We start from the raw sequence: 23,546 nt of genomic DNA, 5'->3' as shown, positions 1-23,546 counted from the left end.
GTGGGAATGTCCACCGGGCGCACCGGCATGCGCACTTCGACCCGGGCGCTGCTGGCCGTCGCGCTGCTCGTCGGGTTCTACCTGCTCGCGGCGGCCATCGTGGTCGGCCTGGTCTGGCTGAACGTCGAACTGGTCGTCAACTCCGACCGCTTCCACGCCGCGATGGTGAAGATCTGGCTGCTCAGCGCCGCGATCGCCTACCCGGTGCTGCGGGTGGTGTTCCTGACCCGCCGTCCGCGCTCCACCGGGCGCGACGGGCTGGTGCTGACCCGCGCCGAGCAGCCCGAGCTGTGGGCCCGGGTGGACCGGATCGCGGAGGCCACCGGCGTGCGCGGGCCCGCCGAGATCCGCCTGGTGTCGGACGTCAACGCGTACGTGTCCGAGGAGACCCGGCTGCTCGGCCTGGTCCGCGGCCCGCGCCACCTGGCCGTCGGCGCCCCGCTGCTGATCGGCCTCAGCGAGGCCGAGCTGGACTCGGTGCTCGCCCACGAGTTCGGCCACTACGCCAACAACGACGTCCGGCTCGGCGCCGTCACCGTCGCCGGCCGCACCGCCCTGCTGCACAGCATCGCCACCCTGCACCACCGGGCCGACCGGCACCGGGCCGGCCGCGCCTCCGAGATCGCCCAGGACAACGCCTACCGGGCGGCCCGCGGCCGCAAGGCCCGCGACGAGGACCCGGGCAACGGCGGCATCGAGCGCTTCCTCGCCACGCTGTTCACCCAGTACGCCAAGCTGTACTTCCGGGTCACCGAATCGGTCAGCCGCCGCGAGGAGTTCGCCGCCGACCGGCACGCCGCCGAGATCGCCGGCCGGGACGCCACCGCCGCCGCGCTGCGCCGCATCCCGGTGCTCGGCGCCGCCCAGGGCTTCTACCTGAACCGCTACGCCACCATGGGCTGGAGCGCCGGACTGCTGCCGGTGCGCGGCCAGTTCTACGGTGGCCTGGCCCACCTGCTCGCCGACCCGGAGCGGCGCGAGGAGCTCACCGCGATGGGCCTCGAACTGCCCGAGGACGAGGCCGACCCGTACGACTCGCACCCGCCGATCCGCCAGCGGGTCGCCGCGATCGAGGCGCTGCCGGACACCGACGGCCTGCCCGGCCTCGGCGCGGACCGGCCCGCGATCGGCCTGCTGCGCGACGCCGAGCGCCTGCTCGGCGACCTGGAGACGCTCGACCTGGTCCCCGAGGCCGCCGCCAAGCGCCGTGTCGAGTGGCCGGAGCTGGTCCACCAGACCCTGCTGGTCCACGCCCGCGAGGAGGCCCAGCCGATCCTGCGGGCACTCACCGACAGCGGCCTGCACGGCACCGTCGAGTCCCTGCTGGACGCGCTGGACGCTGGCCGCGGCGAGGAGCTCGCGAAGCGGCTGCCGCAGAGCGAGGAGTCCGCCAACGCCACCGGCCGGGCGGCCCGCGAGTTCCACCGCCCGCTGCTGCGCTCGGCGCTGCACTCGCTCACCGTCCTCGCACTGGTCGCGCAGCACGCCGCCCGCTGGGAGCTGTCCTGGAGCCGCCCGGCCGCCCTGGCCCTGCCCGGCGACCTGGCCGAGCGGCTGCCCGCGGCCCTGGACGCCGCGGTCGCCACCGCCCCGACACCGCCCCGCTGCGCGCCCTGCTGGCCGAGGCCACCGCCGCCGCGCCCGCCGAGTCCTGACGCCTCGCCACCCCTGGAGAACCGCCCGATGGCCCGACTGATCGTCATCGTCCCGCTGGTCCTGCTGGTCGGCTTCAAGCTGACCACCTGGATCCTGGAACGCCGCACCGCCAAGCTGAAGGCCGCCACCGAGGCGGCCGAGGCGAACGTCGCCCGGATCGAGGAGGCGACCCGGCCGACCATCGTCCCGACCGAGCACGGCCTGCTGCCGCGCACCGAGCTGGCCCTCGACGCCGGGCCGGCCTCCCCGGAGATCGACGCCGCGCTGGACGCGCTGAAGGCCGGCGACCGCGCCCCGGCCGCCGCGCTGCTGACCGCCGCCGGCTCCGACCACGACCGGCGCTGGGGTCTGGTCGGCCGGTTCGCCGAGCCGGCCGTGCAGGACGACGCCTGGCTGACGGCCTGGCGCGCCGAGGAGCCGGACAGCGCCGACGCCGCGCTGCTCACCCTGGACGCGCTGATCGGCCTGGCCTGGGAGGTGCGGACCAGCAAGCTCGCCAGGGACGTCACCCGCGAGCAGTTCCAGGCCTTCCACCGCATCCTGCACGACGCCGAGGAGGCCGCGAAGGAGGCCGTCCGGCTCGCCGACCCGGCCGACCCGCTGCCGTTCGTCGCGCAGATCCCGCTCGCGATGGGCCTGTCCTGGGAGCACGAGCGCTTCGACGGGCTGTGGGCGGAGATCGTCGCCCGCGACCCGCACAACTACTCGGCGCACGGCCGGGCACTGCAGTACTGGTGCGCCAAGTGGAAGGGCAGCCACGAGCGGATGCACGCCTTCGCGGACGCGGCGATCGCCGCCGCCCCGGCGGGCAGCCTGCTGACGGTGCTCAAGCTGGAGGCGTTCTACGAGCAGTTCGCCCGCGACCGCGCGAAGCGCTCCGCCTGGCAGGCCCCCGAGGTGCGGGCCGCGGCCGACGCGGTGCTGGCCGACCTGGCCGCCGCCGACCCGGCCGACCGCCGCATCCCGGAGGTCCGCGGCTGGCTCGCCTACGCGCTGGTCCGCGCCGAGCGGCCGGCCGAGGCGGTGGAGCAGTTCCGGGCGCTCGGCCCGGTGGTGCCCTCCCCGTGGGCGACGTACTTCAACGACCCGGTCGAAGCGTTCACCGGCGAGCGGGCCCGCGCCGTCCTCGACGCCTCCTGACCGTCCCGTCTCGCGCCCGCCCCGTCCCCTGCCGAGGATGGAGAGGTCAAGCCGCGCCCCCGTCCGCCGAGCACGGCGGCGGGGGCGCGGGTCTTTCCGGCGGCCGGAGGTGGCGTGATGGCCGGGTTGCAGCGGATGAGTCTCGACAGGCCCGAGGAGGTCCGTGAGTTCGAGGGCGGCAAGGGACAGATGGGCCTGGTGAACCTGGCGTCCGGCGGGGTCGGCCGGGCGGTGTTCGAGCCGGGCTGGCGCTGGTCCGAGCACGTGAAGCCGATCGCCGGCACCGACAGCTGCCAGGCTTCGCATGCCGGGTACGTGATCTCCGGCCGGATCCGGGTGGAGATGGACGACGGCCAGGCCGAGGAGTTCGGCGCGGGCGACGTCATGATCTGCCCGCCCGGGCACGACGCCTGGGTGCTCGGCGACGTGCCGTGCGTGGTCCTCGACTGGCAGGGCTACACCGACTACGCGAAGCCGAAGAGCTAGGGCGGGCCCCGCTCGCTACGACCGCCCGGCCGTCACGGTTTTGTGGTGCGGGCGGTCGGGGTGGTGTGCGGCGCACGCCTCCTGCTGGAGGATGACGGCGATCTGGTCGACGTCGTCGTTGACGTCGAAGAATCCCTGGATGTCCGGTGCCGCCGCGCCGTTGACGCCGACGAAGAAGGTGTAGAGGTGGCCGTCGTCCGCCTCCAGGTAGCCCGCGTAGGTCTGCGCGTTGATGGCGAGCTGCTGGTTGAGCTGGTCGAAGCCGATGATGGTGCCGGGCTTGGCGAACACCTTGCCCTTGGCCGGGCAGTCGGTGGTGCAGTAGAGGGCGCCGGTGCCCGACACCCCGAGGATCGGCAGTGAGGTGCGGAAGGCGTCCGCGTCGGGGGTGCGCAGCCAGTAGGCGAGCAGCTGGTTGAGCCCGGCGGGCGTGACGCGGTCGACGGGAACGTCGCCGCGTCCGTCCGCGAGCTGGAACTGGGTCGGGTCGACGTTCGCCGTGTGGGCGAGGAAGTCGTGGATCACGGGGAAGCCGTCGAAGCAGTTCGTGCTGCCCTGGAGCACGGCGATGTTGCACAGCGCGAGGTTGGCGCCGAGGTTGTGACTGACGTTCAGGATCAGCTTGGCGTAGTCGCGGTACGGCGGGGAGACGTAGGCGGCCACCTGGGGATCGCCGGCGTACGAGGCCGGCAGCGTGCCGTCCGGGTTCGGCCCGGTCGGCGGGGCCGTGACCGTGACCCCGGCGCGGCCGAGGGCTTCGATCAGGGCGGTGCGGCCGAACGCGTTGGGGTCCTGGACCTGGGAGATCTTCAGGGCGGGCGCGGAGTCGGCGGCGATCGTGCCGGTGAGCGTGATGTCGGTGCCGTCGGGGGACGCGGAGACCTGGATGTCGGTGGCGCCACCGGCCTCCACCGTCCGGACGGTGGAGGTGACCCGGTACGGCGCGACCTGCGGGCGCCAGCTCAGCTGGGCGGGCTGCCCGGGGGAGGTGGGGGTGCTCAGCAGGTCGATGACGTTGTCGTTGATGATGAGGGGTGTCGGCTGGGGGTTGATCGGCGGGGGCGTGAACAGCCGCGGGTCGATGACGACGTCGCCGTCGACCGTGGTGATGCCCGAGTCGCGGACCTGGTGGGCGATCTGGTCCAGGCCGGCGAGCGGGTCCTCCGGCGTGAGGGTGGCCCCGGGGATGTCGTCGGCGTAGGTGTGGTCGATGGGGGTGAAGTCGACCGACCCGTCCGCCTTGGTCCGGCCGCCCATCGTGAGGTCGCCCTGGGCGACGAGCGCCAGGTTGCCGGTGAGGGTCGATCCGCTGAGTCGGCCGACCGCGTGCACCGGCGTGGTGAAGCGGTGGTCCGGGCCGAGGGCGTGCCAGGCGCCGGAGATGGTGATCACTTTGACGGTCGAACCCGGCATGAAGAACTGGTCGGGGTACTGGGAGTGGATGACCCGCCCGTCCTCCGGGTCGATCTCCAACAGGCCCCACTGCGCGTTCCGGTACGCGGGCTTATTCATGATCGCGGTGATGGCGGGGCCGAGGTCGCCGTCAGGGTTCTTCTGAGGTGCGGCCGCAGCCGTCCCGGCCACGACCGCGAGCACGGCGCCGACGACGCCCCAGGACCGACACCGACCACGGATTCTTGATCGCATTCACCCAGCCGTTTCTAGAGTCGGAAAGGCCCGTCAGGTCGGGCTCCCACGGCGCATCCTGGGGCACGGATTCCGGTGGCGGGGCGGTCGCGCCGGGAACCGGCGGCGTGGGACGCGAAAAATCATTCGCACGGTCGAAGGCGGGCACCCATCCGGGGCGGGCCGGTCAGGAGACGGCTCGGCGCACCTCGTGCAGGAAGCAACCGAACTCCACGGCCCGCACGTGCAGCAGGGCGGTCGCCGGGTCGGCCAGCAACTCGGCGGCGAGTTCGGGTAGTTCACCGGGCTCGCCGAGGACGCCGCCGAGGATCCGCCCGTCCGCGCCGTAGGCCCGCAGGACCCGCTGCCCGCCGTGGAAGCCCTCCGGCCAGCCGCCCCCGAAGCCCCCGCACGGTTCGGCGTGCACGAACACCGGCCCGGTCTCCATGTAGGCGCCGGGGTCGCAGCCGGTCTCGGCGGCCCAGCGGCGCAGCGGGGCGTAGGAGAGCAGCGCGATCCGGTCGCCGGGCGCGGCCCGGGTGAGGCAGCAGCGCAGCGGCTGGTCGCCGTCCTCGGCGGTGAAGGGGGCGGGGGCGCGCCCGGCGTCGTCGGCGTGCCGGAGTTCGGCGAGGGTCGCGGCGGGGACGGCGCGGATGTCCAGCTGGGTGGTGGTGTCCATGCCTCCAGCCTGCGCCGGTCCGCGGGTCGGGTCCGGCGGGTTTCGGCCGTCACGCCGGGGGTGCGCGGCGGCCCGCCGCAGGGGGTTCCTGCGACGGGTCGTGGTGGCGCCCCGGTGAGGGGCTGACGCGGGGTCAGCTGTTGAAGCTGTCCAGCGGCGGCGCGTCGGTGGACGCGGACGCGATCTGCTTGATCTGCTCGAACTCGAGGCCGCTCTTGTTCATCCGCTCGGCGGTCTGCCGGTCCACCCCGAGCTTCGCCAGCTCGGCGTACTGCGACGCGGTCAGCGGGGTGCCGGGCGTGGTGTCGAAGTCCGCGTCGTCGCCGAAGTCCTGGCCGGAGCCGGCCATCGCGGCGAACGCCTCCTGGAACTTGGTCAGGTCGAGCTCGCTGGCGCCGGCGGGGGCGGTCAGCGGGGCGGCGTCGTTGGAGAAGGCCAGCCGGATCGGGAAGTGCACCGAGGGGTCGAGCTTGTCGTCGAACTGGGCGAGGTCGAAGGTGACCGCCTGGGCCTTGCCGTTCTTGATCAGCACGTCGGCCGAGAAGTTGCGGTCCGGGACGTCCTTGAGGTCGTCCTCGCCGCTCGGCAGCGCCGGGTAGCCGGGGATGCTCGCGGTGAGCGACTCGACGGACTTCGTCATCGCCTTGACCAGCGGGCGGGCCGGCGCGGAGACCCGGATCAGGTCGGCGTCCCCGGACTTGCCCTTGTCCTCCAGGGTGACGTTGTCGGCGAGCGCGTCCTTCAGGGACTTGGTGAACTCCCGGATCGCGGACGGGTCGATGCTGGGCATCGCCTCCGGGACGGCGCCGCGGCCGATGTCCTTGCCCTTGGCCTTGGCCGAACCGCCGGTCAGCTCCTCGAACTTCTTCATGTCCAGGGCGAGCCACTTGCCGTCGACGACGTCCTTGATCGGGGCGGCCTCGGGCGGCAGCGCCGACATCGCCTCGTCGATCTTGGAGGTGTCCTCGCCCATCAGACCGGCGATGCCCCGGACGTCGGCCTTGACGTACATCTTGCCGTCGACCAGGCGGAGGTCGGCGTAGGTCTTGCCGGACTTCTTGGTGCTCAGCGCGTAGCCGATCGCGACGCCCTTGAGGTCGTAGGCGTTGGCGCCGCCGGTGTAGCCGTTCTTGAACGCCTCGCTGTCCTTGAGCGGCTTGTCGGAGCTCATCGAGATCGACAGCGTCAGGTCGGAGAGCAGGTCGGCGTTCTTCTTCTCGATCGGGTCGTCGATCGCCTTGCCGAACGCCACCAGCTGGTCGGAGGTCGCGTCGACGGACAGCTCGATCTTCATCGACTTGGCGTCGGTGAGCTTCTGGAACGCGCCGGAGACCTTCTCGCCCGCGGTCAGCTGCTTGACGGTGCTGCAGGCCGCGAGGCCCGCGGTCAGGGCGACGGCGCCGGCGGTGAAGGCTATGCCGGCCCGGACGGAACGGCGGGTGGCGGTGTTGATGGCTGGCTCCTGCTTGCTGGAAGCGAACTCGGGCCCGGACGGCCCTGATCGCGGAGGCAAGCTCAGCACAATGACGCGTCCCCCCGCACGCCAATATTCTTACCATCCGTCAAGGAGGCTCCCAGCAAGCCCCCAGGTCAGACCGCGCTGCCGGCCTTCCAGTCCGGCCAGGACATGTTCCAGCCGTTCAGGCCGTTGGCCGGGGCCACCGTGCGGTCCCCGGAGTTGATCACCTCGACCACGTCGCCGATCATCGAACTCGCGTAGAACTTGGCGCCGTTGGTGTTCGGGTCGTTGCCGCCCTGGACGTCCTGCAGGGCGATGCAGCCGTGGCTGGTGTTGGCGTGCCCGAACTCCGAGGCCGGAGCCCAGTAGTTGCCGTGGATGAAGGTGCCCGAGGTGGTCAGCCGCTGCGCGTGCGGCACGTCCGGGATGTCGTACTCGCTGCCGAGGCCGACCGTGGTGGAGTTCATCCGGGTCTGCTGGAAGCGCTCCGAGATCACCATCTTGCCGGCCCAGGTGGTGTGGTCGGGCGCGCCGCCGATCACCGGGTAGGTGGCGGTGACCTGGCCGTCGGTGGTGACGGTGAGGGTGTCGGCGGTCAGGTCGGCGACCGAGACCTGGCTGCGGCCGATGGTGAAGGTGACGTCCTTGGACTGGGTGCCGTAGACGCCCTTCGCCCCGGCCACGTCCTTGAGCCGCAGCTTCAGGGTGACCTTGGTGCCCTTCGCCCAGTACTCCTGCGGGCGGAAGTCGATCCGGGTGGAGTCGAACCAGTGGCCGACGATCTCCACCGGCGGGTCGGCGACCACGGTGATGGCCTGCTGGACGGCCTTGCGGTTGGTGATCGCCTTGTTGAAGTTGATCGACACCGGCATGCCGACGCCGACCGTGGAGCCGTCCTCCGGGGTGAAGTAGCCGACGAAGGTGCTGGCCGGGGAGGCGGTGGAGAAGGTCGCATTGGCGTCGGCCGGGCGCTTGTCGGCGTCCACCGCGGAGGCGGCGACGGTGTACTTGCTGCCGCTGCTGAGCTTGCTGGTGGAGGTCCAGCTGGTGCCGTCGGCGGCGAGCTGGCCCGCTATCTGCTTGCCCGTGCCGTCGGTGACGGTCACCGCGGTGAGGGTGCCGTCCAGCACGGTGACGGTGACCGGCTCGGTGAACGGCGCGGCGGTGGTGCCGTCCGCGGGGACGATGGTGATCTGCGCGACCGAGGCCTTGGGGCTGCTGGAGCCGCCCGCGCCGCCGGTGCCGGTGCCGGTGCCCGCGCCGCCCTGGGCGGAGGGGCTCGCGGAGCCGGACTTGCCGTTGTCGCCCGAGCAGGCCGCCAGCAGCAGCACGGGGGCGCCGAGCAGTCCGGAGAGCACGCCGCGCCGGCTCCAGTTGCCGCCGCGCGGCCCGTCCTGCTTCTCCGCTGCGGTCACGTCCACGCTCCTCGGATCCCAAGATCGCTCATATATGTGCAGATCGTACGAGAGTACCCAAGGAGTCCGCAGAACGGACAAAAAGCCCGGTCCGGAAGTACCGGACCGGGCTCTCCGCGGAGCGGGCGGGCGTCACTGCACCTCGTACTCGTCCCAGCTCTCGTCGTCCGGGTCGTAGTCGGTGGTGGCGGACTCCCAGGTGGCGGAGGCGAGCTCCACCCCGGGGACGTCGCCGAGCAGGGCCACCGGGTCGACGAAGTGCGCGAGCGAACCGGTCGGGTCCACCTCGATCGCCTCGGTGGCCTGGGCCCGCTCCTCGTCGTCCAGGTACTCGTCGTCGGCGACCTGGCTCAGGGCGGCGGCCTTCAGGGCCTGCTCGTCGGTGATCTCGGCGATCAGCTCGATGGTCAGGCGAACGTAGCGCGGGGCGTCCTGCTCGGGCAGGTCAGTGCTGGTCATGACAGCGAGCGTAGGGGGTCGCACACCCATCCGGAAACGCGGCAGGCGGCACGCGGCGAGGGCCGGCCCGGGCGAACCCGGACCGGCCCTGCCGCACTCCGCGCGGACTCCCCCACCCGGGAGCTCGCGGAGCCGCGCCTCACGGCGCGTTATCTGCCGTGGGAGCCGCCGCACCCTGTTCCGAACAGGGGCGGGACGACGGCGTCCCCCACGGGCGGACACGGGGGGCCGGGTCAGGGCCGACCGTCGTGTCCGTGGTGACCCCGGAAGCTGGGGAGCCGCTCCCGCCTCCGTTGTCACCGCTCGGCTTCTTGCCGTGCTTCAAAGATGCCCTGCTCGTGTTAACCCGGTGATGCACAGCTGTGACTTCCGGGTACCAACTGTCCGCCCTGCCGGGTTTTCACCCGCCTGACGCACAGCTGGACCTGAGGGGGCCTCAGTGGCCGGCCCGGGCGGTCAGGAAGGCCAGCAGGTCCTGGCGGGTCACGATGCCCTGCGGCTTGCCCTCCACCAGCACCACCACCGCGTCGGCCTTCTCCAGCACCGTCATCAGGTTGGTCACCGACTCGCCGGAGCCGACCACCGGCAGCGGCTTGGACATCACCTTGTCCAGCGTGTCGGTCAACTGGATCCGGCCCGCGAACAGGCCCTCCAGCAGCTCGCGCTCGACCACCGAGCCGACCACCTCGCCGGCCATGATGTCCGGGTGGCCGGCGCCCGGCGAGACCACCGGCATCTGCGAGACGCCGAAGTCCTGCAGCACCCGGACCGCCTCCGCGACCGTCTCGTTGGGGTGCATGTGCACGAACTGCGGGATGCCCTCGTGCTCGATGGCGTCCTTGCGGGCCAGCACCTCGCCGATGTGGGCCTCGTCGGTGGCGGTCGGCAGGAAGCCGTAGTCCGCCATCCAGTCGTCGTTGAAGATCTTCGACAGGTAGCCGCGGCCGCCGTCCGGCAGCAGCACCACCACCACGTCGTCCGGACCCAGCTCGCGCGCCACCTCCAGCGCCGCCACCACGGCCATCCCGCAGGAGCCGCCGACCAGCAGGCCCTCCTCCTTGGCCAGCCGGCGGGTCATCCGGAACGAGTCCTTGTCGGAGACCGCGACGATCCGGTCCGCGACCTCCCGGTCGTAGGCGGTCGGCCAGAAGTCCTCGCCGACGCCCTCCACCAGGTACGGCCGGCCGGTGCCGCCCGAGTAGACCGAGCCCTCCGGGTCCGCGCCGACCACCTGCACCTTCCCGCCGGACGCCTCCTTCAGGTAGTTGCCGGTGCCGGAGATGGTGCCGCCGGTGCCGACGCCCGCCACGAAGTGGGTCACCTTGCCCTCGGTCTGCTGCCAGATCTCCGGGCCGGTGGAGTGGTAGTGCGAGGCCGGGTTCTCCGGGTTGGAGTACTGGTCCGGCTTCCAGGCGTTCGGGGTCTCCCGGACCAGGCGGTCCGAGACGTTGTAGTACGAGTCCGGGTGCTCGGGGGCGACCGCGGTCGGGCAGACCACGACCTCCGCGCCGTACGCCCGGAGCGTGTTGATCTTGTCCGTGGACACCTTGTCCGGGCAGACGAAGATGCACTTGTAGCCCTTCTGCTGGGCCACGATCGCCAGCCCCACCCCGGTGTTGCCGCTGGTGGGCTCGACGATGGTGCCGCCGGGCTTGAGCGCGCCGGAAGCCTCCGCCGCCTCGATCATCCGCATGGCGATCCGGTCCTTCACCGAACCGCCCGGGTTGAAGTACTCGACCTTGGCCAGCACGGTGGCGCTGATGCCCTCGGTGACCTTGTTGAGCTTCAGCAACGGGGTGTCGCCGACCAGCTCGATGATCGAATTGTGGTACCGCACGGGGGTCCTCCCGGTCCATGGCATCACTGATTTACCGAAACCCCCAGCCTAGGCCCGTCCGACCACCCCCGAGCGCCGCGACGGCCCACGCCGCACCCCGCCCCCTCGCCGGACGCCTCCGGCGGGCGGGTGGTTCTCGGTACGGCGGGGTGGCGGGTGGGTACCAGGGGGGTACCGGTGTGTGGAGTGGAGAGGGGGTTGCCTGATGGCCGGCTCACAGGCATCGAGGGCGCGGGTGGCCCGGCGGATCGCGACGGCGGCGGCGTACGGCGGCGGCGGGCTGGGGCTGCTCGGGGTGGGGATGGCGGGGGTCCTGTTGACCGAGAGCCGGATGGCGATCCGGGCGATCGGGATCCTGGAGGGCGACCCGCCGCGGGCGGACGGGGTGTACGGGCAGGGGTTCGTGGACCCGGCGGACCGGCGGCGGCCGCTGGTGCTGGCGTTCCTGGGCGACTCGACGGCGGCGGGCCTGGGCGTGCAGCGGGCGCAGGAGACGCCCGGCGCCCTGCTGGCCTCGGGGCTGGCGTCGGTGGCCGAGCGCCGGGTGCGACTGGTGAACGTGGCCCGGTCGGGGGCGCGCTCCGGCGACCTGGCGCGGCAGTTGGAGGTGGCGCTGCCGCACCGGCCGGACGTGGCGGTGGTGATGATCGGCGCCAACGACGTGACCAGGCACGCGCCGGCGGCGCGCAGCGTGCGCGAGTTGGGCGAGGCGGTGGGCCGGCTGGTCACCGAGGGCTGCCACGTGGTGGTCGGGACCTGTCCGGACCTGGGGACGATCAAGCCGGTGCGGCCGCCGCTGCGCTGGGTGGCGCGGCGGCTGAGCCGGCAGCTGGCGGCGGCGCAGACCATCGCGGTGGTGGAGGCGGGCGGCCGGACGGTCTCGCTGGGGTCGCTGCTGGGCCCGGAGTTCGCGACCCGGCCGGAGCTGTTCGCCGCGGACCGCTACCACCCGTCCGCGCAGGGGTACGCGACGGCGGCGATGGCGTTGCTGCCCTCGCTGTGCGCGGCGCTGGGGCTGTGGCCGCAGGACGCGGCGGAGGCCGCGGGCGGTCCGGTGGAGCCGCAGGCGGTGCTGCCGGTGGCGGTGGCGGCCGCGGCGGCGGCGGGGCGTTCGGGCACCGAGGTGACGGCGGCGGGTCCGGCGAACGGGACGTGGCGGTGGGCGACGCTCAAGCAGCGCTTCCGGCTGGCCCTGCCGGGCGGGGAGGACGCCCGGCCGGCGGTGGCCGAGGGGACGGCGCCGCGGGCGATCGCGTCGGCGAACTCACATCCGGAGGCGGATGACGCGGGGGCTACCAAGCGGTAACTTTCCCCGGAGATCCATCGGATCGCGTCCCGAGGTCACTCAGCGAGGAGCCCGCCATGCCCGAAGCCGTCATCGTCAGCGCCGCCCGTTCGCCGATCGGCCGGGCCTTCAAGGGCTCGCTGAAGGACATCCGCCCGGACGACCTGACCGCGCAGATCATCGCCACCGCGCTCGCCCGGGTCCCGCAGCTGGACCCGCGCGACATCGACGACCTGATGCTGGGGTGCGGCCTGCCGGGCGGCGAGCAGGGCCACAACCTGGCCCGGATCATCGCCGTGCAGATGGGCATGGACTACCTGCCGGGCGCGACCGTCACCCGCTATTGCTCCTCCTCGCTGCAGACCACGCGGATGGCGCTGCACGCGATCAAGGCGGGCGAGGGCGACGTGTTCGTCTCGGCCGGCGTGGAGACCGTCTCCCGCTCGGTGAACGGCACCTCGGACGGCATGCCGGGCACCATGAACCCGCTGTTCGACGAGGCGCAGGCGCGCACCGCGCACCGCGCCGAGGTGGGCGGCGGCGAGTGGCACGACCCGCGCGAGGACGGCCTGCTGCCGGACGCGTACATCGCGATGGGCCAGACCGCGGAGAACCTGGCCGCGCTGAAGGGCGTCTCGCGGGCCGAGCAGGACGAGTTCGGCGTGCGCTCGCAGAACCTGGCGGAGGCGGCGATCAAGGCCGGCTTCTGGCAGCGCGAGATCACCCCGGTGACGCTGCCGGACGGCACCGTGGTGAGCGCGGACGACGGCCCGCGGGCGGGCGTGACCCTGGAGGGCGTGTCCGGACTGAAGCCGGTGTTCCGCCCCGACGGCACCGTTACGGCCGGTAACTGCTGTCCGCTGAACGACGGTGCGGCGGCGCTGGTGATCATGTCGGACACCAAGGCGCGCGAGCTGGGCATCACGCCGCTGGCCCGGGTGGTCTCCACCGGCGTCTCCGGCCTGTCCCCCGAGATCATGGGCTACGGCCCGGTCGAGGCGTCCAAGCAGGCACTGAAGCGGGCGGGTCTGTCGATCGGCGACATCGACCTGGTGGAGATCAACGAGGCGTTCGCGGCCCAGGTCATCCCGTCCTACCGGGACTTGGGCATCGACCTGGACCGGCTGAACGTGAACGGCGGCGCGATCGCGGTCGGCCACCCCTTCGGCATGACCGGCGCGCGGATCACCACCACGCTGATCAACTCCCTGCAGTGGCACGACAAGCAGTTCGGCCTGGAGACCATGTGCGTGGGCGGCGGCCAGGGCATGGCGATGGTCATCGAGCGCCTGAGCTGACCCGCGCGGCGGCTTCGTGACGGGCGTCTCACCCGTCCGGAGTCACCGAGCGTAATTGAGGGCCGGATCACACCGCGGGTGCGATCCGGCCCGTTTTTCTGCCCTCCGGAGTCGAATTGTCGACGCACCGGATTGGATCAACTCCGCTGCGTGGAGGGGTATTACCTAACAATTTGAGGACAAGTAGGAAAGTCACCGACAAATCCGACATCAGCCCCTGCAGTAACGGCCGCCGATACGGCAGTGTGGAGGCGTAACCCCGTTCCGCTCCTCGTTGGGAGTACGTTCCGTGAGCGCCGTCTTCCTCTCCCTGCTGCTGGTACTGATCGCCCTGACCGTTGCCCTTCTGCTCCACCTCCGCGCGCTGGCAAGGAAGTTGGACGCCGAACGGCCTGCCCCGCAGCTCGACGAGGCGCTGATACGCCGCGCCGTCGCCGACGCGCTGGCCGCCGACCGGGAGCGGGAGATCACCGAGGCCCGGGCGTTCTGGGCCGAGCAGGAGGCGCGGGCCGCCGAGGATTCCCCGCTGTTCGACACCCCGTTCACCACCATCGGCGAGGAGTGGCCGATCTTCTTCCCGCGCCCGACCGGGCCGCAGGAGGCCGCCGACAACCACGGTGTGATGGACCCGGAGTTCGGCGAGGCGCTGCGCAACGCGCTGGAGGACCTGATCAAGGAGGGCCCCGCGGACGGCAGTTCGGCCGGCCCCGCGCAGAGCGGCCCGCGCCACCCCGCCCAGGGCGGGCACCCGGCCCAGGGCGGCCACCCCGCGCAGGGCGGCGGCTTCCCGGTCCCCGGCGACAACGGCGACGTGCGGGCCCGCCGCGAGGCCGACCTGCTGGCCACCGGCCTGGAGGCCGGGCTGCTGGACGCCGAGGCCGACCCGGCCACCGCGCCCGACCCGCGCCGCCACCCCTCGCACCCCGACTTCGTGCCCAGCCCGACCCCGTCCCGCGAGTGGACCGACGACCGGCTGGCCGCCCTCGCCGAGGAGCGGATCGGCCTCACCGACGTCCGCCCCGGCCCGCTCGGCACCCTCGACGTGTACGCCTTCGCCGACGGCACCACGCTGTGCGTGGCCCCGGGCGACCGGGAGGCCGCGTACCGGCTGATCGACGCCGTCCGGGCCGGTGAGGACGTCCGGCTGCTCGGCGGCTCCCGGTTCTCCGGGTCGTACTCGCTGACCTTCTCCACGGACGACGAGACGGTGTACGTGCTCGCCGACCGGGTGGTCGCCTCGATCTGATCCGCCCGCGCGCCCACGACGGGGCGCCGACCCGCACGGCAAGGGGTTGCCCGCGCGGGTCGGCGCCCCGTCGGCGTTCGCCTCCCGGGTCAGGCGGTGAGGCGGTCGGTGCGCTCGATGTCGGCCAGGGCGGCGGCCAGTTGCTCGGGGTGCTCGGCGGCGGCCAGGGCCAGGTCGTGACCGGTGACGGCGATCTGGTCGCCGACCGCGAAGGCGCCGGAGTCCGGCACCGGCAGCGCGGGGAGGCCCTCCAGGGTGCGGGCGGCGGCGGCCAGTCGGCCGGCCAGGGCGAGCGCGGCGGCGGCCCGCGAGGGGTGGCCCTCGACGGTGCCCAGCAGGCGGCTCTGCGGCATCGCCCGGAAGCGGTCGGCCAGCTTGTCGACGGCGGCGCCCAACTGGGCGGGGGTGACGCGGTTGTGCTCGGACATGCCCCGAGGGTAGCCAAGAACGCGGCGGGCCCCGGAGGATCGTTCCTCCGGGGCCCGCCGCGTCCGGCAGCGCCGCCGGGTCAGTCGTCGCCGCGCAGGATGGCGATCAGGCGCAGCATCTCCAGGTAGATCCAGACCAGCGAGAGCGTCAGGCCGAAGGCGGCCCGCCAGGCCTCGCGCTCGGGGGCGCCGTAGCGGATGCCCTCCTCGATCTCGGCGTAGTCCAGGGTGAGGAAGAACGCGCCGAGGGCGATGCCGATCAGGCCGACCACGATGCCGAGCGGGCCGGAGCGCAGGCCGAAGTCCGCGCCGAGCAGCGAGGCCACCAGGTTGACCATCATCAGGATCACGAAGCCGATGGCGATCGAGATGCCGATCCGGGTGTACCGCGGGGTGACCCGGATCCGGCCGCTCTTGTAGGCGATCAGCGTGGCCGCGAAGACCGCGGCGGTGCCCAGCACGGCCTGGATCGCGATGCCCGGCCAGAGCGTGTTGAAGGCCTTGCTGATCGCACCGAGGAAGAAGCCCTCCAGGGCGGCGTAGGTGAGGATCAGCGCCGGGTTGACGCTGCGCTTGAAGCTCACCACCAGGCCGACGACCATCGCCGCGAAGGCCGCGACGCCGGCCAGCGCGAAGTTCTCGGCGGGCACGGCGAACCAGGCGACCGCGCCGAACACGACCAGGGTGAGCAGCGTCATGGCCGTCCGGGCGACCACGTCGTCCATGGTCATCCGGCCGGTCTGCAGCGGGCCCGCGGACGGGGCGCCGTACATCTCGGCGAGCTGCTCGTCCGTCATCGACCCGCCGGCCGCCTGCTGCTGGCCGTACGGGTTGTTGGCGTAGGCGTTGTTCCCGTACGGGTTGTTGGCATACGGATCGCCCTGGGCCCGGCCCGGCTGGGCGGCCGTCTGCGTGCCGAATCCCGCGTACTGGTTCTCGCGGGTGAAGGACCCCTCCCGCGAGAAGACCGGGTTCCTGCTTCTCATCACATTCCTTCCGGGGCGGCACGGCACCACCCACACAGAGCACAAGAGTAATGGTTTGGCAAAGTATTCCGCGTCAGCCGTGAGGAGGATCCCGTGTCGCCTGCGCGGAGGGCGGCCGACCGGGCAGGGTGGGGGTTCGCAACTGACGCACGATCAGAAAGGCGGCCCCCCGATGGCCGAGGAGCTGTACGCCACGCTGAAGACCAACAAGGGCGACATCGTGATCCGGCTGCTGCCGAACCACGCGCCCAAGACGGTGAAGAACTTCGTGGAGCTGGCGACGGGCGAACGCCAGTGGGTGGACCCGAACACCGGGCAGCCGAGCAACGAGCCGCTGTACGACGGCACGGTGTTCCACCGGGTGATCGAGGGCTTCATGATCCAGGGCGGCGACCCGCTGGGCAACGGCACCGGCGGCCCCGGCTACAAGTTCGCCGACGAGTTCCACCCGGACCTGGCCTTCACCAAGCCGTACCTGCTGGCGATGGCCAACGCCGGCCCGGGCACCAACGGTTCGCAGTTCTTCATCACCGTCGGCCCGACCACCTGGCTGACCGGCAAGCACACCATCTTCGGCGAGGTCGCCGACGCGGCGAGCCAGCGGGTGGTGGACGCGATCGTCGGCGTCGAGACCGGTCGCAACGACCGCCCGGTGCAGGACGTGGTGATCGAGAAGGTCGTCGTCGAGACCCGCTGACCGCGCCGCACGCGGAAGCCGCCCGCCCCGCGGAGGGGACGGGCGGCTTGCGCGGTGCTCCTGATGCCGCGTCAGTCGGTCTTGATGCTGCTCAGGATGTCCAGCCGGGAGGCCCGGCGGGCCGGCCAGAGGGCGGCGACCACGCCGACCAGGGCGGCCAGGGCGAGGAAGACGAGCACGCTGCCGTACGGGATCACGGTGGTCAGTCCCTTCAGTTCGGAGGCCAGCACCCGGGCGGCCGCCCAGGCCAGGAAGCAGCCGAGCAGGACGCCGATCAGGGCGCCGAAGACCGAGATCACCACGGACTCCAGGCGGATCATCCGCTTGATGCCGCGCCGCTCCAGGCCGATCGCCCGCAGCATGCCGATCTCGCGCTTGCGCTCGAACACCGACATGGCCAGCGTGTTGATCACGCCGAGGACGGCGACGATCACCGCCATGCCGAGCAGGCCGTACATCAGGTTGAGCATGGTCGAGATGATCCGGCTGAACCGGTCGACCAGGTCCTGCTTGGTCTGCACCTCCATCACCGGGTTGCGGCCGGTGGCGTCCTTGATGGACTGCTTCAGCGCGTCGGAGGGGCCGTCGGCGCCCTTCACCAGGATCTGGTTGATCAACGGCTCCGGGTCGTACTGCTCGATCAGCTTGTTCGGCGCCACGATCGGGGAGAAGCCGTCGTTGCGCTCGAACACGCCGCCGACGGTGAGCGTCGCCTCGACGCCCTCCTTCACCTTCGCCTGCACCGTGGAGCCCACCGACAGGTGGTAGGTGGCGGCGACCTCGTCGTTGACCAGGATCTGGTTCTGCTTCAGCGCCGCGGTGGCACCGGACCGCATCGTCAGGGTGGCCAGCTTGTCGAAGGCGTCGGCGTCGTAGCCCTCGATGGCCTTGCTCTTCTCCGAGCCGTTCAGCTGCCACCAGACGTTGTCGACCTGGCTGACCGCCGTCACCCCGGTCGCCCTGGCGACCAGCGGGGTCAGCTCCGGGGACAGCTCGCGGCCGTTGGCCATCGCCACCACGTAGTCGGCCTTCATCGAGCCGCCGACCATCGAGGTCACGGCGGAGGTCACCGAGTTGCCGATCACCGTCAGCGCGGTGACCAGGGTCAGGCCGATGGTCAGCGCGGCCGCGGTGGTGGCGGTGCGGCGCGGGTTGCGCACCGCGTTCAGCCGGGCCAGCTTGCCGGGCGTGCCGAACACCTTGGCCAGCACCGGGCCGACCAGCGCGATCACCGGCCGCGACAGCAGCGGCAGCAGCACGAACACGCCGATCAGGGTCAGCGGGGCGCCGAGCTCCAGTTTGTGCTGCGCGTCCGAGCCGGAGCCGTTCGCGCCGGACAGGATCAGGCCCAGGCCGGAGCCGGCCAGCAGCACGCCGATGGTGTTGCGGATCAGCAGACCGCGCTGGGTGGTCGGCTGGTCGCCGCTGCTCATCGCGGCCACCGGCGGGATCCGGGAGGCCCGGACCGCGGGGATCAGCGCCGACAGCACGGTGACCACCACACCGACCGCCACGGTGCCGACGATCGTCACCGGGGCGATCACCAGGGCGCCGGTGGGCAGGCCCTCGTTGAAGGCGTGCAGCAGCGACTGCAGGCCCGCGCCGATGCCGATGCCCGCCAGCAGGCCCGCCACCGAGGCGATCACGCCGATGGCGAGCGCCTCGACCAGCACCGACCTGGTGACCTGGCCGCGGCTGGCGCCGACCGCGCGCAGCAGCGCCAGCTCCTTGATGCGCTGGGCGATCAGCATGGTGAAGGTGTTGACGATGATGAAGATGCCGACGAACAGCGAGATGCCGGCGAACACCAGCAGCATGGTCTTCATCCCGCTGACCGACTCCGCGACCATCTTCGTCTGGTCGTCCTTCAACTGCTGGCCGGTCTGCAGCTCGTAGGCGTCCGCGGGCAGCTGGGCCCGGGCCTGGTCGAGCAGCTGCGCCTCGGGCACGCCGGCCTTGGCGGTCAGCACCACGGAGCTGAACCGGCCCGGTTCGAGCAGCCGCTGCTGGGCGGTGGCGGTGTCCATCAGCACCAGCGTGCCGCCGGAGGAGACCTGCGGGTCGTCGGTGGTGAACACGCCGGTCAGCGTGGTGTCCTCGGCGGCGCCGTTGCCGGCCACCCGGACCTTGTCGCCGACGTGGTAGCCGGCCTTCTTCGCGGCCTGCTGGTTCAGCGCGATCTCGCCGGCGGTGCGCGGGCCGCGGCCCTCGGCCATCGGGTAGCGGGTGTCGGCGCCGGAGGCGCCCGGGACGAAGTTGGCGCCGCGCGCGTTCCACGCCTCGCCGACCAGGTTGCCGCTCTTGTCGGCGACGCCGGTGAAGCCGGAGACCACGCCGCGGGCCCGCTCGGCGCCGGGCAGCGCGGCCAGCGCCTTCACGTCGGCCTCGGTCAGCTGCTCGGCGTCCCGGTCGTGGCCCTTGGGGCCCTCCGCGCGGCCGGCCGAGCCGTCGGCGGTGGTGGAGACCAGCACCGAGACGTCGGAGAAGCTGCTGGAGTAGCTGTCGCGCATGGCCTTGCCCATGGTGTCCGAGAACACCAGGGTGCCGGCCACGAAGGCGGTGCCGAGCATGACGGCCAGCGCGGTCATCAGGAGTCGGCCCTTGTGGGCCAGCACGTTGCGCAGTGCGGTGCGATACATGGGGTCAGTCCTGGGGTGATGGGATCGGTTCGGCGACTGACGGGCCGTCAGCTGGTGCGGCCCTTGGCGTCGAATCGACGCATCCGGTCGAGCACGGTGTCCGCGGTCGGGTTGGTCAGCTCGTCGACGATCCGGCCGTCGGCCAGGAAGACCACCCGGTCCGCGTAGGAGGCGGCGACCGGGTCGTGCGTCACCATCACCACGGTCTGGCCGAGTTCGCGCACCGAGTTGCGCAGGAAGGAGAGGATCTCCGCGCCGGAGCGGGAGTCCAGGTTGCCGGTGGGCTCGTCGGCGAAGATGATCTCCGGCTTGGAGGCCAGCGCACGGGCGCACGCCACCCGCTGCTGCTGGCCGCCGGAGAGCTGCGCCGGGCGGTGCGAGAGCCGGCCCGACAGGCCGACGGTGTCCACCACCCGGTCCAGCCAGGCCTGGTCGACCTTGCGGCCCGCGATGTCCATCGGCAGCGTGATGTTCTCCAGCGCGGTCAGCGTCGGCAGCAGGTTGAACGCCTGGAAGACGAAGCCGATCTTCTCCCGGCGCAGCTTGGTGAGCTGCTTGTCCTTCAGCCCGACCAGCTCGGTGTCGCCGATGGTGGCCGATCCGGAGCTCACCTTGTCCAGGCCCGCCATGCAGTGCATCAGCGTGGACTTGCCGGAGCCCGACGGCCCCATGATCGCGGTGAACTCGCCCTGCCCGAACGAGACGGAGACGTCGTCGAGCGCGACGACGCGGGTCTCGCCCTCGCCGTAGACCTTGTTCAGACCGTTGGCGCGGGCCGCCGCCAGACCGGTGTGGGCTGCGTACGCGGTCGAGGTGCTCACGGTGGGGACTCCTTGTCCGTGGAGGGCCGGGTTTCGTCACGGTGCGGCCGCCTTGGACGTTCCTCCGACCGCTATCCCATCCTCCCGGTGACGATCACCCCGTTTCGTCGCTCCGCCGAACGGTTGCCCCACCACCGCCAGGCGTACGACCGCCCGCGGCCCCTCCTCCTCCGGTATGACCCCCGCCCCGAGACGGCCGGGTGGCCGAGAACCGCCGAACGGTGGCCGAAACAGCCGACGCTTCGTCAGATGGCATGGAAGCATGACAACTTCCACCCCGGGAAATATGCGAAACCCTCGCCGGGCCGACTAGGCTCAGTGACTGAGTAGCCGCGCTCCCAGGCCCAGATGGTGGAACGCAGACACGGGCAGCTTAAAACTGCTTGGCCGCGAGGCCGTGCCGGTTCGAATCCGGCTCTGGGCACTCGTCTTCGCCACCCCCGTGACCAGCCGTGACCCCCCGAACACGCAGATCGCGGAGGGGCCCCGCAAGGGCGGGGGCCACGAGCCGCGCGCCGACCCTCCGTCTCCCACCCGGACGGCTGCGCCGCGTTGGTCGAGCGCACCTGGCGGTCCGTCCCCGCGCGCACGCCCGAGGGCCGCGCACCCGTGGTGCTGCTGCTCGCCCGCTCGGCGAGCAGTCCGGCGTGGTTCTACCACCAGTTCCGGGAGCTGTACGGCTGGGACGTCGAGGGGGTGCACTACGCGGCCCGGGCCGAGGCTGCGGTGCCCTCGCCCGGCGCGACCGCCTGACCGGCCGTCAGCCGCCCACCGGCTCGCGCCGGACGCAGTGGGTCGGGGTGTCGTGGTTGCCGAGCCGGCGGAGGGTGCGCGGGCAGCGGGCGAAGAAGGCGTCGTCGGCGCACCGACCGCCGGGGCGGTCGCCAGGTGGAGCAGGCCGGGCTGTTGAACAGAGTGTTCACCACAAGATGTTGACGTCCTACCGTTCACCGGCGCACTCTGGTGGCATGACAGCCGACGACCCGTTCGCTCCCCCGCACCCCGAGTCCGCCCGCGCACAGCGGGTGTACGCCTCGCTGTTCCGGATCGCGGAGCGCCATGCCGCGACCGAGGAGCAGCGGCGGCGGCAGACCAACCCGGCGATGCTCGGCCCGCACGAGGCGGTGCGGCTGGTGGCCTTCCTGCTCAGCGGCGCGGCCCTGCCCGAGGAGGGCGAGCCCGAGGTCGACCGCGCCGACGTCACCGCGGCGCTCACTCTGCTGCCGCTGGTGCGGGCCGAACTGGACGAGCTGGAGGCCGGGTTGCTCACCATGGCCCGCGGCCGCGGCATGACCTGGCAGGACATCGCCTTCGGCCTCGGGCTCGGCACCCCGCAGGCGGCCCGCCAGCGGCACGAGCGCCTCGGCGAGCGCACCGCTCCCGCCGAGCAGGACTGAGCTCAGGCCCGCAGTCGGCGGCCGGTCCGCAGGACGGCCCCGAGCAGCGCGCCGAGTCCGTCACCGGCGTGCTGCCGGCGGTCAGCCCGGTGTCCGACAACGCGTCGGAGCCCGCCCGCTCCCCCGCCGTCGAAGGCCCCTCGGAAGCCGAGGTCGGCGGCGCTCGACGGGGTGCCGTCGGCGTGAGCGCCGCGGGCCCGCGACGTGCGAAGGCCCCCACCCGGTGGAGGGTGGGGGCCTTCGGGAACTGTCTGCTGTACTCCGCCCGGTAACGGAACCGGCTGAGCACCACGGAGGTCGTGGTCCGGCGGCGCTGCCGGGCGGAGGGCCTCCGACTCGTACCCGGGGTGGGCCCGGGTCTGGTCGCCTTACTTGCTCGCGGCGAGCTCCTTCGCGGGCTCGGCCGCGGCGGCGGGCTTCGGCGCGGGGCCGGCCGCCTCCTGGAACGCGTCGAAGGGCTTCTCCATCTCGGAGAGGCCGACGGTCTCGCGCTTGAGGAACATCGCGAGGGTCCAGTCGGTGAAGACGCGGACCTTCCGGTTCATGGTGGGGACCATCGCACCGTGGTAGGCGCGGTGGAACCACCAGGCGAGGCGGCCCTTGAGCTTGACCTTGCCGAACAGGATCGCCACGCCCTTGTGCAGGCCGAGGCCGGCCACCGCGCCGAGGTTCTTGTGCTTGTACTCGGCCTGCGGGAAGCCACGCATCCCGGCGATCACGTTGTCGCCGAGGACGGCGGCCTGACGGACCGCGTGCTGCGCGTTCGGCGGGCACCAGGCGCCCTCACCGGCGGCCAGGTCGGGGACCTGGGCGTTGTCGCCGGCCGCCCACACGTAGTCGAAGCCCTGGACCTGCAGGGTCGGCTTGGTGTCGACGTGGCCGCGCGGGCCGAGCGGGAGGCCGAAGCGGGTGACGACCGGGTTCGGCTTGACGCCGGCGGTCCACACGATGGTGGAGGCGTCGAACTCCATGCCGTTCTTCAGCACGACGTGCTGGTCGACGCAGGAGTCCATCGAGGTCTCGATGTAGACCTCGATGTTGCGCTCCTCGAGCCGGCCCTTGGTCCACAGACCCAGGTCGGGGCCCATCTCGGGGAGGATGCGGTTGGCCGCCTCCACCACGATGAAGCGCATGTCGTCACGGCTGACGGTCTTGTAGATCTTGGCGGCGTCGCGCGCCATGTCCTCGATCTCGGCGACGGTCTCGATGCCGGCGAAGCCACCGCCGATGACCACGAAGGTCAGGGCCTTGCGCCGGACGTCCTCGTCCGTGGTGGACTCGGCCTTGTCGAGCTGCGCCATGACGTGGTTGCGGAGGCTGATCGCCTCCTCGACCGTCTTCATGCCGATGCCGTGCTCCGCCAGACCCGGGATCGGGAAGGTGCGGGAGACCGAGCCGGTCGCGACGACCAGGTACTCGAAGGGCAGTTCGTACGAGTCGCCGGCTGCGGGCTGGATGGTGGCGACCTTGCGGGCGTGGTCCACATCGGTCACGTGACCGGTGAGCACCTCCGCCTTCTTCAGGGCGCTGCGCAGCGGCGCGACGAGGTTGCGGGGGGCGACGTTGCCGCCGGCCGCCTCCGGGAGGAAGGGCAGGTACGTCATGTACGACCGCGGGTCCACGACCGTGACGGTCGCTTCGCCGTAGCGCATCTTCTTGAGGATGCGCATCGCGGCATACAGGCCGACGTAACCACCGCCGACAATGAGGATGCGAGGACGCTCCGTGGTGCTCATATCCGAAAGTATCCACCCCCGTCGGATGGGCCATTCGTGAGGCCCGTCACAAGGTCCTGGACACCTGGTGCTACACTACGCGCCCGCACTTCCGGGCCGGAGGGGTCTCCCCACCCCGGCCGGCTGCCCGCCGTGAGCGGTCGGGCGCGCAGGGCCGCGCTGAGCAGCAACGATCCTTGTGGGGCACGGGTTCCCGAGTGGGGTTTCGATTTCTGCGGCATGAACGCCGGGTTGCCTGCGATCCCATGAACAACCC

At 72.1% G+C, this 23,546-nt stretch carries 19 protein-coding genes and 1 tRNA gene; 9 read left to right on the top strand and 11 right to left on the bottom strand.

What is annotated here, in order from left to right; translation table 11 throughout:
- The first annotated feature begins 27 nt into the window (after nucleotides 1–27).
- Together BX266_RS21150 and BX266_RS21145 are read left to right on the top strand one after the other, a co-directional pair.
- Nucleotides 28–2,796: a M48 family metalloprotease gene (locus BX266_RS21150; RefSeq protein WP_183096876.1), complete on the top strand. Its 2,769-nt coding sequence runs from the start codon at nucleotides 28–30 to the stop codon at nucleotides 2,794–2,796.
- 117 nt (nucleotides 2,797–2,913) lie between these two features.
- On the top strand, nucleotides 2,914–3,282 hold the full coding sequence (locus tag BX266_RS21145; RefSeq protein ID WP_099902078.1) for a cupin domain-containing protein: 369 nt from the start codon (nucleotides 2,914–2,916) through the stop codon (nucleotides 3,280–3,282).
- Nucleotides 3,283–3,297: 15 nt separating this feature from the next.
- Here BX266_RS21145 and dacB read toward each other — a convergent pair whose 3' ends face one another.
- From dacB to BX266_RS21115, 6 genes are all read right to left on the bottom strand, one after another.
- A complete protein-coding gene (gene dacB, locus BX266_RS21140) occupies nucleotides 3,298–4,878 on the bottom strand; it encodes a D-alanyl-D-alanine carboxypeptidase/D-alanyl-D-alanine-endopeptidase (protein WP_259464786.1) in 1,581 nt (526 codons plus the stop codon).
- A 217-nt stretch (nucleotides 4,879–5,095) separates the two neighbouring features.
- Nucleotides 5,096–5,587, bottom strand: coding sequence for a DUF1203 domain-containing protein (locus BX266_RS21135; protein WP_099902074.1), 492 nt, complete (start codon nucleotides 5,585–5,587; stop codon nucleotides 5,096–5,098).
- Between the two features lie 133 nt (nucleotides 5,588–5,720).
- Nucleotides 5,721–7,100 carry a hypothetical protein gene (locus BX266_RS21130; RefSeq protein ID WP_143686975.1) on the bottom strand — a complete coding sequence of 460 codons (1,380 nt, stop codon included), beginning with the start codon at nucleotides 7,098–7,100 and terminating at the stop codon, nucleotides 5,721–5,723.
- 77 nt (nucleotides 7,101–7,177) lie between these two features.
- The gene (locus tag BX266_RS21125; protein WP_099902070.1) at nucleotides 7,178–8,467 is read right to left on the bottom strand and encodes an Ig-like domain-containing protein; all 1,290 of its coding nucleotides are present in this window, start codon (nucleotides 8,465–8,467) and stop codon (nucleotides 7,178–7,180) included.
- A gap of 126 nt (nucleotides 8,468–8,593) precedes the next feature.
- Complete coding sequence (locus tag BX266_RS21120) at nucleotides 8,594–8,920, bottom strand: hypothetical protein (protein ID WP_099902068.1); 327 nt, start codon at nucleotides 8,918–8,920, stop codon at nucleotides 8,594–8,596.
- Between the two features lie 436 nt (nucleotides 8,921–9,356).
- Nucleotides 9,357–10,781, bottom strand: a complete 1,425-nt coding sequence (locus BX266_RS21115) for a cystathionine beta-synthase (RefSeq protein ID WP_399170116.1) — start codon at nucleotides 10,779–10,781, stop codon at nucleotides 9,357–9,359.
- A gap of 181 nt (nucleotides 10,782–10,962) precedes the next feature.
- On the opposite strand from BX266_RS21115, the gene BX266_RS21110 reads away from it, so the two are divergent.
- The 3 genes from BX266_RS21110 to BX266_RS21100 all read left to right on the top strand — a co-directional run bounded on the left by BX266_RS21110 (nucleotide 10,963) and on the right by BX266_RS21100 (nucleotide 14,586).
- Nucleotides 10,963–12,063 carry an SGNH/GDSL hydrolase family protein gene (locus BX266_RS21110; RefSeq protein WP_099902064.1) on the top strand — a complete coding sequence of 367 codons (1,101 nt, stop codon included), beginning with the start codon at nucleotides 10,963–10,965 and terminating at the stop codon, nucleotides 12,061–12,063.
- A gap of 56 nt (nucleotides 12,064–12,119) precedes the next feature.
- On the top strand, nucleotides 12,120–13,340 hold the full coding sequence (locus tag BX266_RS21105) for an acetyl-CoA C-acetyltransferase (protein ID WP_099902062.1): 1,221 nt from the start codon (nucleotides 12,120–12,122) through the stop codon (nucleotides 13,338–13,340).
- 289 nt (nucleotides 13,341–13,629) lie between these two features.
- A complete protein-coding gene (locus tag BX266_RS21100; RefSeq protein WP_259464785.1) occupies nucleotides 13,630–14,586 on the top strand; it encodes a hypothetical protein in 957 nt (318 codons plus the stop codon).
- Nucleotides 14,587–14,675: 89 nt separating this feature from the next.
- On the opposite strand, the gene BX266_RS21095 is transcribed toward BX266_RS21100, so the two are convergent.
- Complete coding sequence (locus tag BX266_RS21095) at nucleotides 14,676–15,014, bottom strand: hypothetical protein (protein WP_099902058.1); 339 nt, start codon at nucleotides 15,012–15,014, stop codon at nucleotides 14,676–14,678.
- 80 nt (nucleotides 15,015–15,094) lie between these two features.
- A complete protein-coding gene (locus BX266_RS21090; RefSeq protein ID WP_099902056.1) occupies nucleotides 15,095–16,000 on the bottom strand; it encodes a Bax inhibitor-1/YccA family protein in 906 nt (301 codons plus the stop codon).
- A gap of 172 nt (nucleotides 16,001–16,172) precedes the next feature.
- Here BX266_RS21090 and BX266_RS21085 point away from each other — a divergent pair, with 172 nt between their 5' ends.
- Entirely contained in the window at nucleotides 16,173–16,697 is a 525-nt protein-coding gene (locus tag BX266_RS21085) for a peptidylprolyl isomerase (RefSeq protein ID WP_099902054.1), read from the top strand.
- 71 nt (nucleotides 16,698–16,768) lie between these two features.
- Here the strand turns inward: BX266_RS21085 and BX266_RS21080 are convergent, their stop codons facing one another.
- The gene (locus BX266_RS21080; protein ID WP_099902052.1) at nucleotides 16,769–19,336 is read right to left on the bottom strand and encodes an ABC transporter permease; all 2,568 of its coding nucleotides are present in this window, start codon (nucleotides 19,334–19,336) and stop codon (nucleotides 16,769–16,771) included.
- 47 nt (nucleotides 19,337–19,383) lie between these two features.
- Nucleotides 19,384–20,157 carry an ABC transporter ATP-binding protein gene (locus tag BX266_RS21075; protein WP_099902050.1) on the bottom strand — a complete coding sequence of 258 codons (774 nt, stop codon included), beginning with the start codon at nucleotides 20,155–20,157 and terminating at the stop codon, nucleotides 19,384–19,386.
- A gap of 342 nt (nucleotides 20,158–20,499) precedes the next feature.
- Here BX266_RS21075 and BX266_RS38760 point away from each other — a divergent pair.
- From BX266_RS38760 to BX266_RS21065, 3 genes are all read left to right on the top strand, one after another.
- Nucleotides 20,500–20,581: transfer RNA gene (locus tag BX266_RS38760), tRNA-Leu, on the top strand.
- Nucleotides 20,582–20,709: 128 nt separating this feature from the next.
- A complete protein-coding gene (locus BX266_RS21070; protein WP_099902048.1) occupies nucleotides 20,710–20,910 on the top strand; it encodes a hypothetical protein in 201 nt (66 codons plus the stop codon).
- 215 nt (nucleotides 20,911–21,125) lie between these two features.
- Nucleotides 21,126–21,554: a DNA-binding protein gene (locus BX266_RS21065; protein ID WP_099902046.1), complete on the top strand. Its 429-nt coding sequence runs from the start codon at nucleotides 21,126–21,128 to the stop codon at nucleotides 21,552–21,554.
- A gap of 368 nt (nucleotides 21,555–21,922) precedes the next feature.
- Here BX266_RS21065 and BX266_RS21055 read toward each other — a convergent pair whose 3' ends face one another.
- The gene (locus BX266_RS21055; RefSeq protein ID WP_099902042.1) at nucleotides 21,923–23,290 is read right to left on the bottom strand and encodes an NAD(P)/FAD-dependent oxidoreductase; all 1,368 of its coding nucleotides are present in this window, start codon (nucleotides 23,288–23,290) and stop codon (nucleotides 21,923–21,925) included.
- Between the last annotated feature and the right edge of the window lie 256 nt (nucleotides 23,291–23,546).

The organism is Streptomyces sp. TLI_171 (assembly GCF_003610255.1).
Taxonomy (GTDB): domain Bacteria; phylum Actinomycetota; class Actinomycetes; order Streptomycetales; family Streptomycetaceae; genus Kitasatospora.
Note: the sequence above shows the minus strand (reverse complement) of the source record. Positions and strands in the feature narration are given on the sequence as shown.

Bases quoted from the DNA above. Each gene is read 5' to 3' on its own strand.
- BX266_RS21150 (WP_183096876.1), top strand. From the start codon at position 28: ATGCGCACTTCGACCCGGGCGCTGCTGGCCGTCGCGCTGCTCGTCGGG.
- BX266_RS21145 (WP_099902078.1), top strand. From the start codon at position 2,914: ATGGCCGGGTTGCAGCGGATGAGTCTCGACAGGCCCGAGGAGGTCCGT.
- BX266_RS21135 (WP_099902074.1), bottom strand. From the start codon at position 5,587: ATGGACACCACCACCCAGCTGGACATCCGCGCCGTCCCCGCCGCGACC.
- BX266_RS21120 (WP_099902068.1), bottom strand. From the start codon at position 8,920: ATGACCAGCACTGACCTGCCCGAGCAGGACGCCCCGCGCTACGTTCGC.
- BX266_RS21115 (WP_399170116.1), bottom strand. From the start codon at position 10,781: ATGCCATGGACCGGGAGGACCCCCGTGCGGTACCACAATTCGATCATC.
- BX266_RS21110 (WP_099902064.1), top strand. From the start codon at position 10,963: ATGGCCGGCTCACAGGCATCGAGGGCGCGGGTGGCCCGGCGGATCGCG.
- BX266_RS21105 (WP_099902062.1), top strand. From the start codon at position 12,120: ATGCCCGAAGCCGTCATCGTCAGCGCCGCCCGTTCGCCGATCGGCCGG.
- BX266_RS21095 (WP_099902058.1), bottom strand. From the start codon at position 15,014: ATGTCCGAGCACAACCGCGTCACCCCCGCCCAGTTGGGCGCCGCCGTC.
- BX266_RS21090 (WP_099902056.1), bottom strand. From the start codon at position 16,000: ATGAGAAGCAGGAACCCGGTCTTCTCGCGGGAGGGGTCCTTCACCCGC.
- BX266_RS21085 (WP_099902054.1), top strand. From the start codon at position 16,173: ATGGCCGAGGAGCTGTACGCCACGCTGAAGACCAACAAGGGCGACATC.
- BX266_RS21080 (WP_099902052.1), bottom strand. From the start codon at position 19,336: ATGTATCGCACCGCACTGCGCAACGTGCTGGCCCACAAGGGCCGACTC.
- BX266_RS21065 (WP_099902046.1), top strand. From the start codon at position 21,126: ATGACAGCCGACGACCCGTTCGCTCCCCCGCACCCCGAGTCCGCCCGC.
- BX266_RS21055 (WP_099902042.1), bottom strand. From the start codon at position 23,290: ATGAGCACCACGGAGCGTCCTCGCATCCTCATTGTCGGCGGTGGTTAC.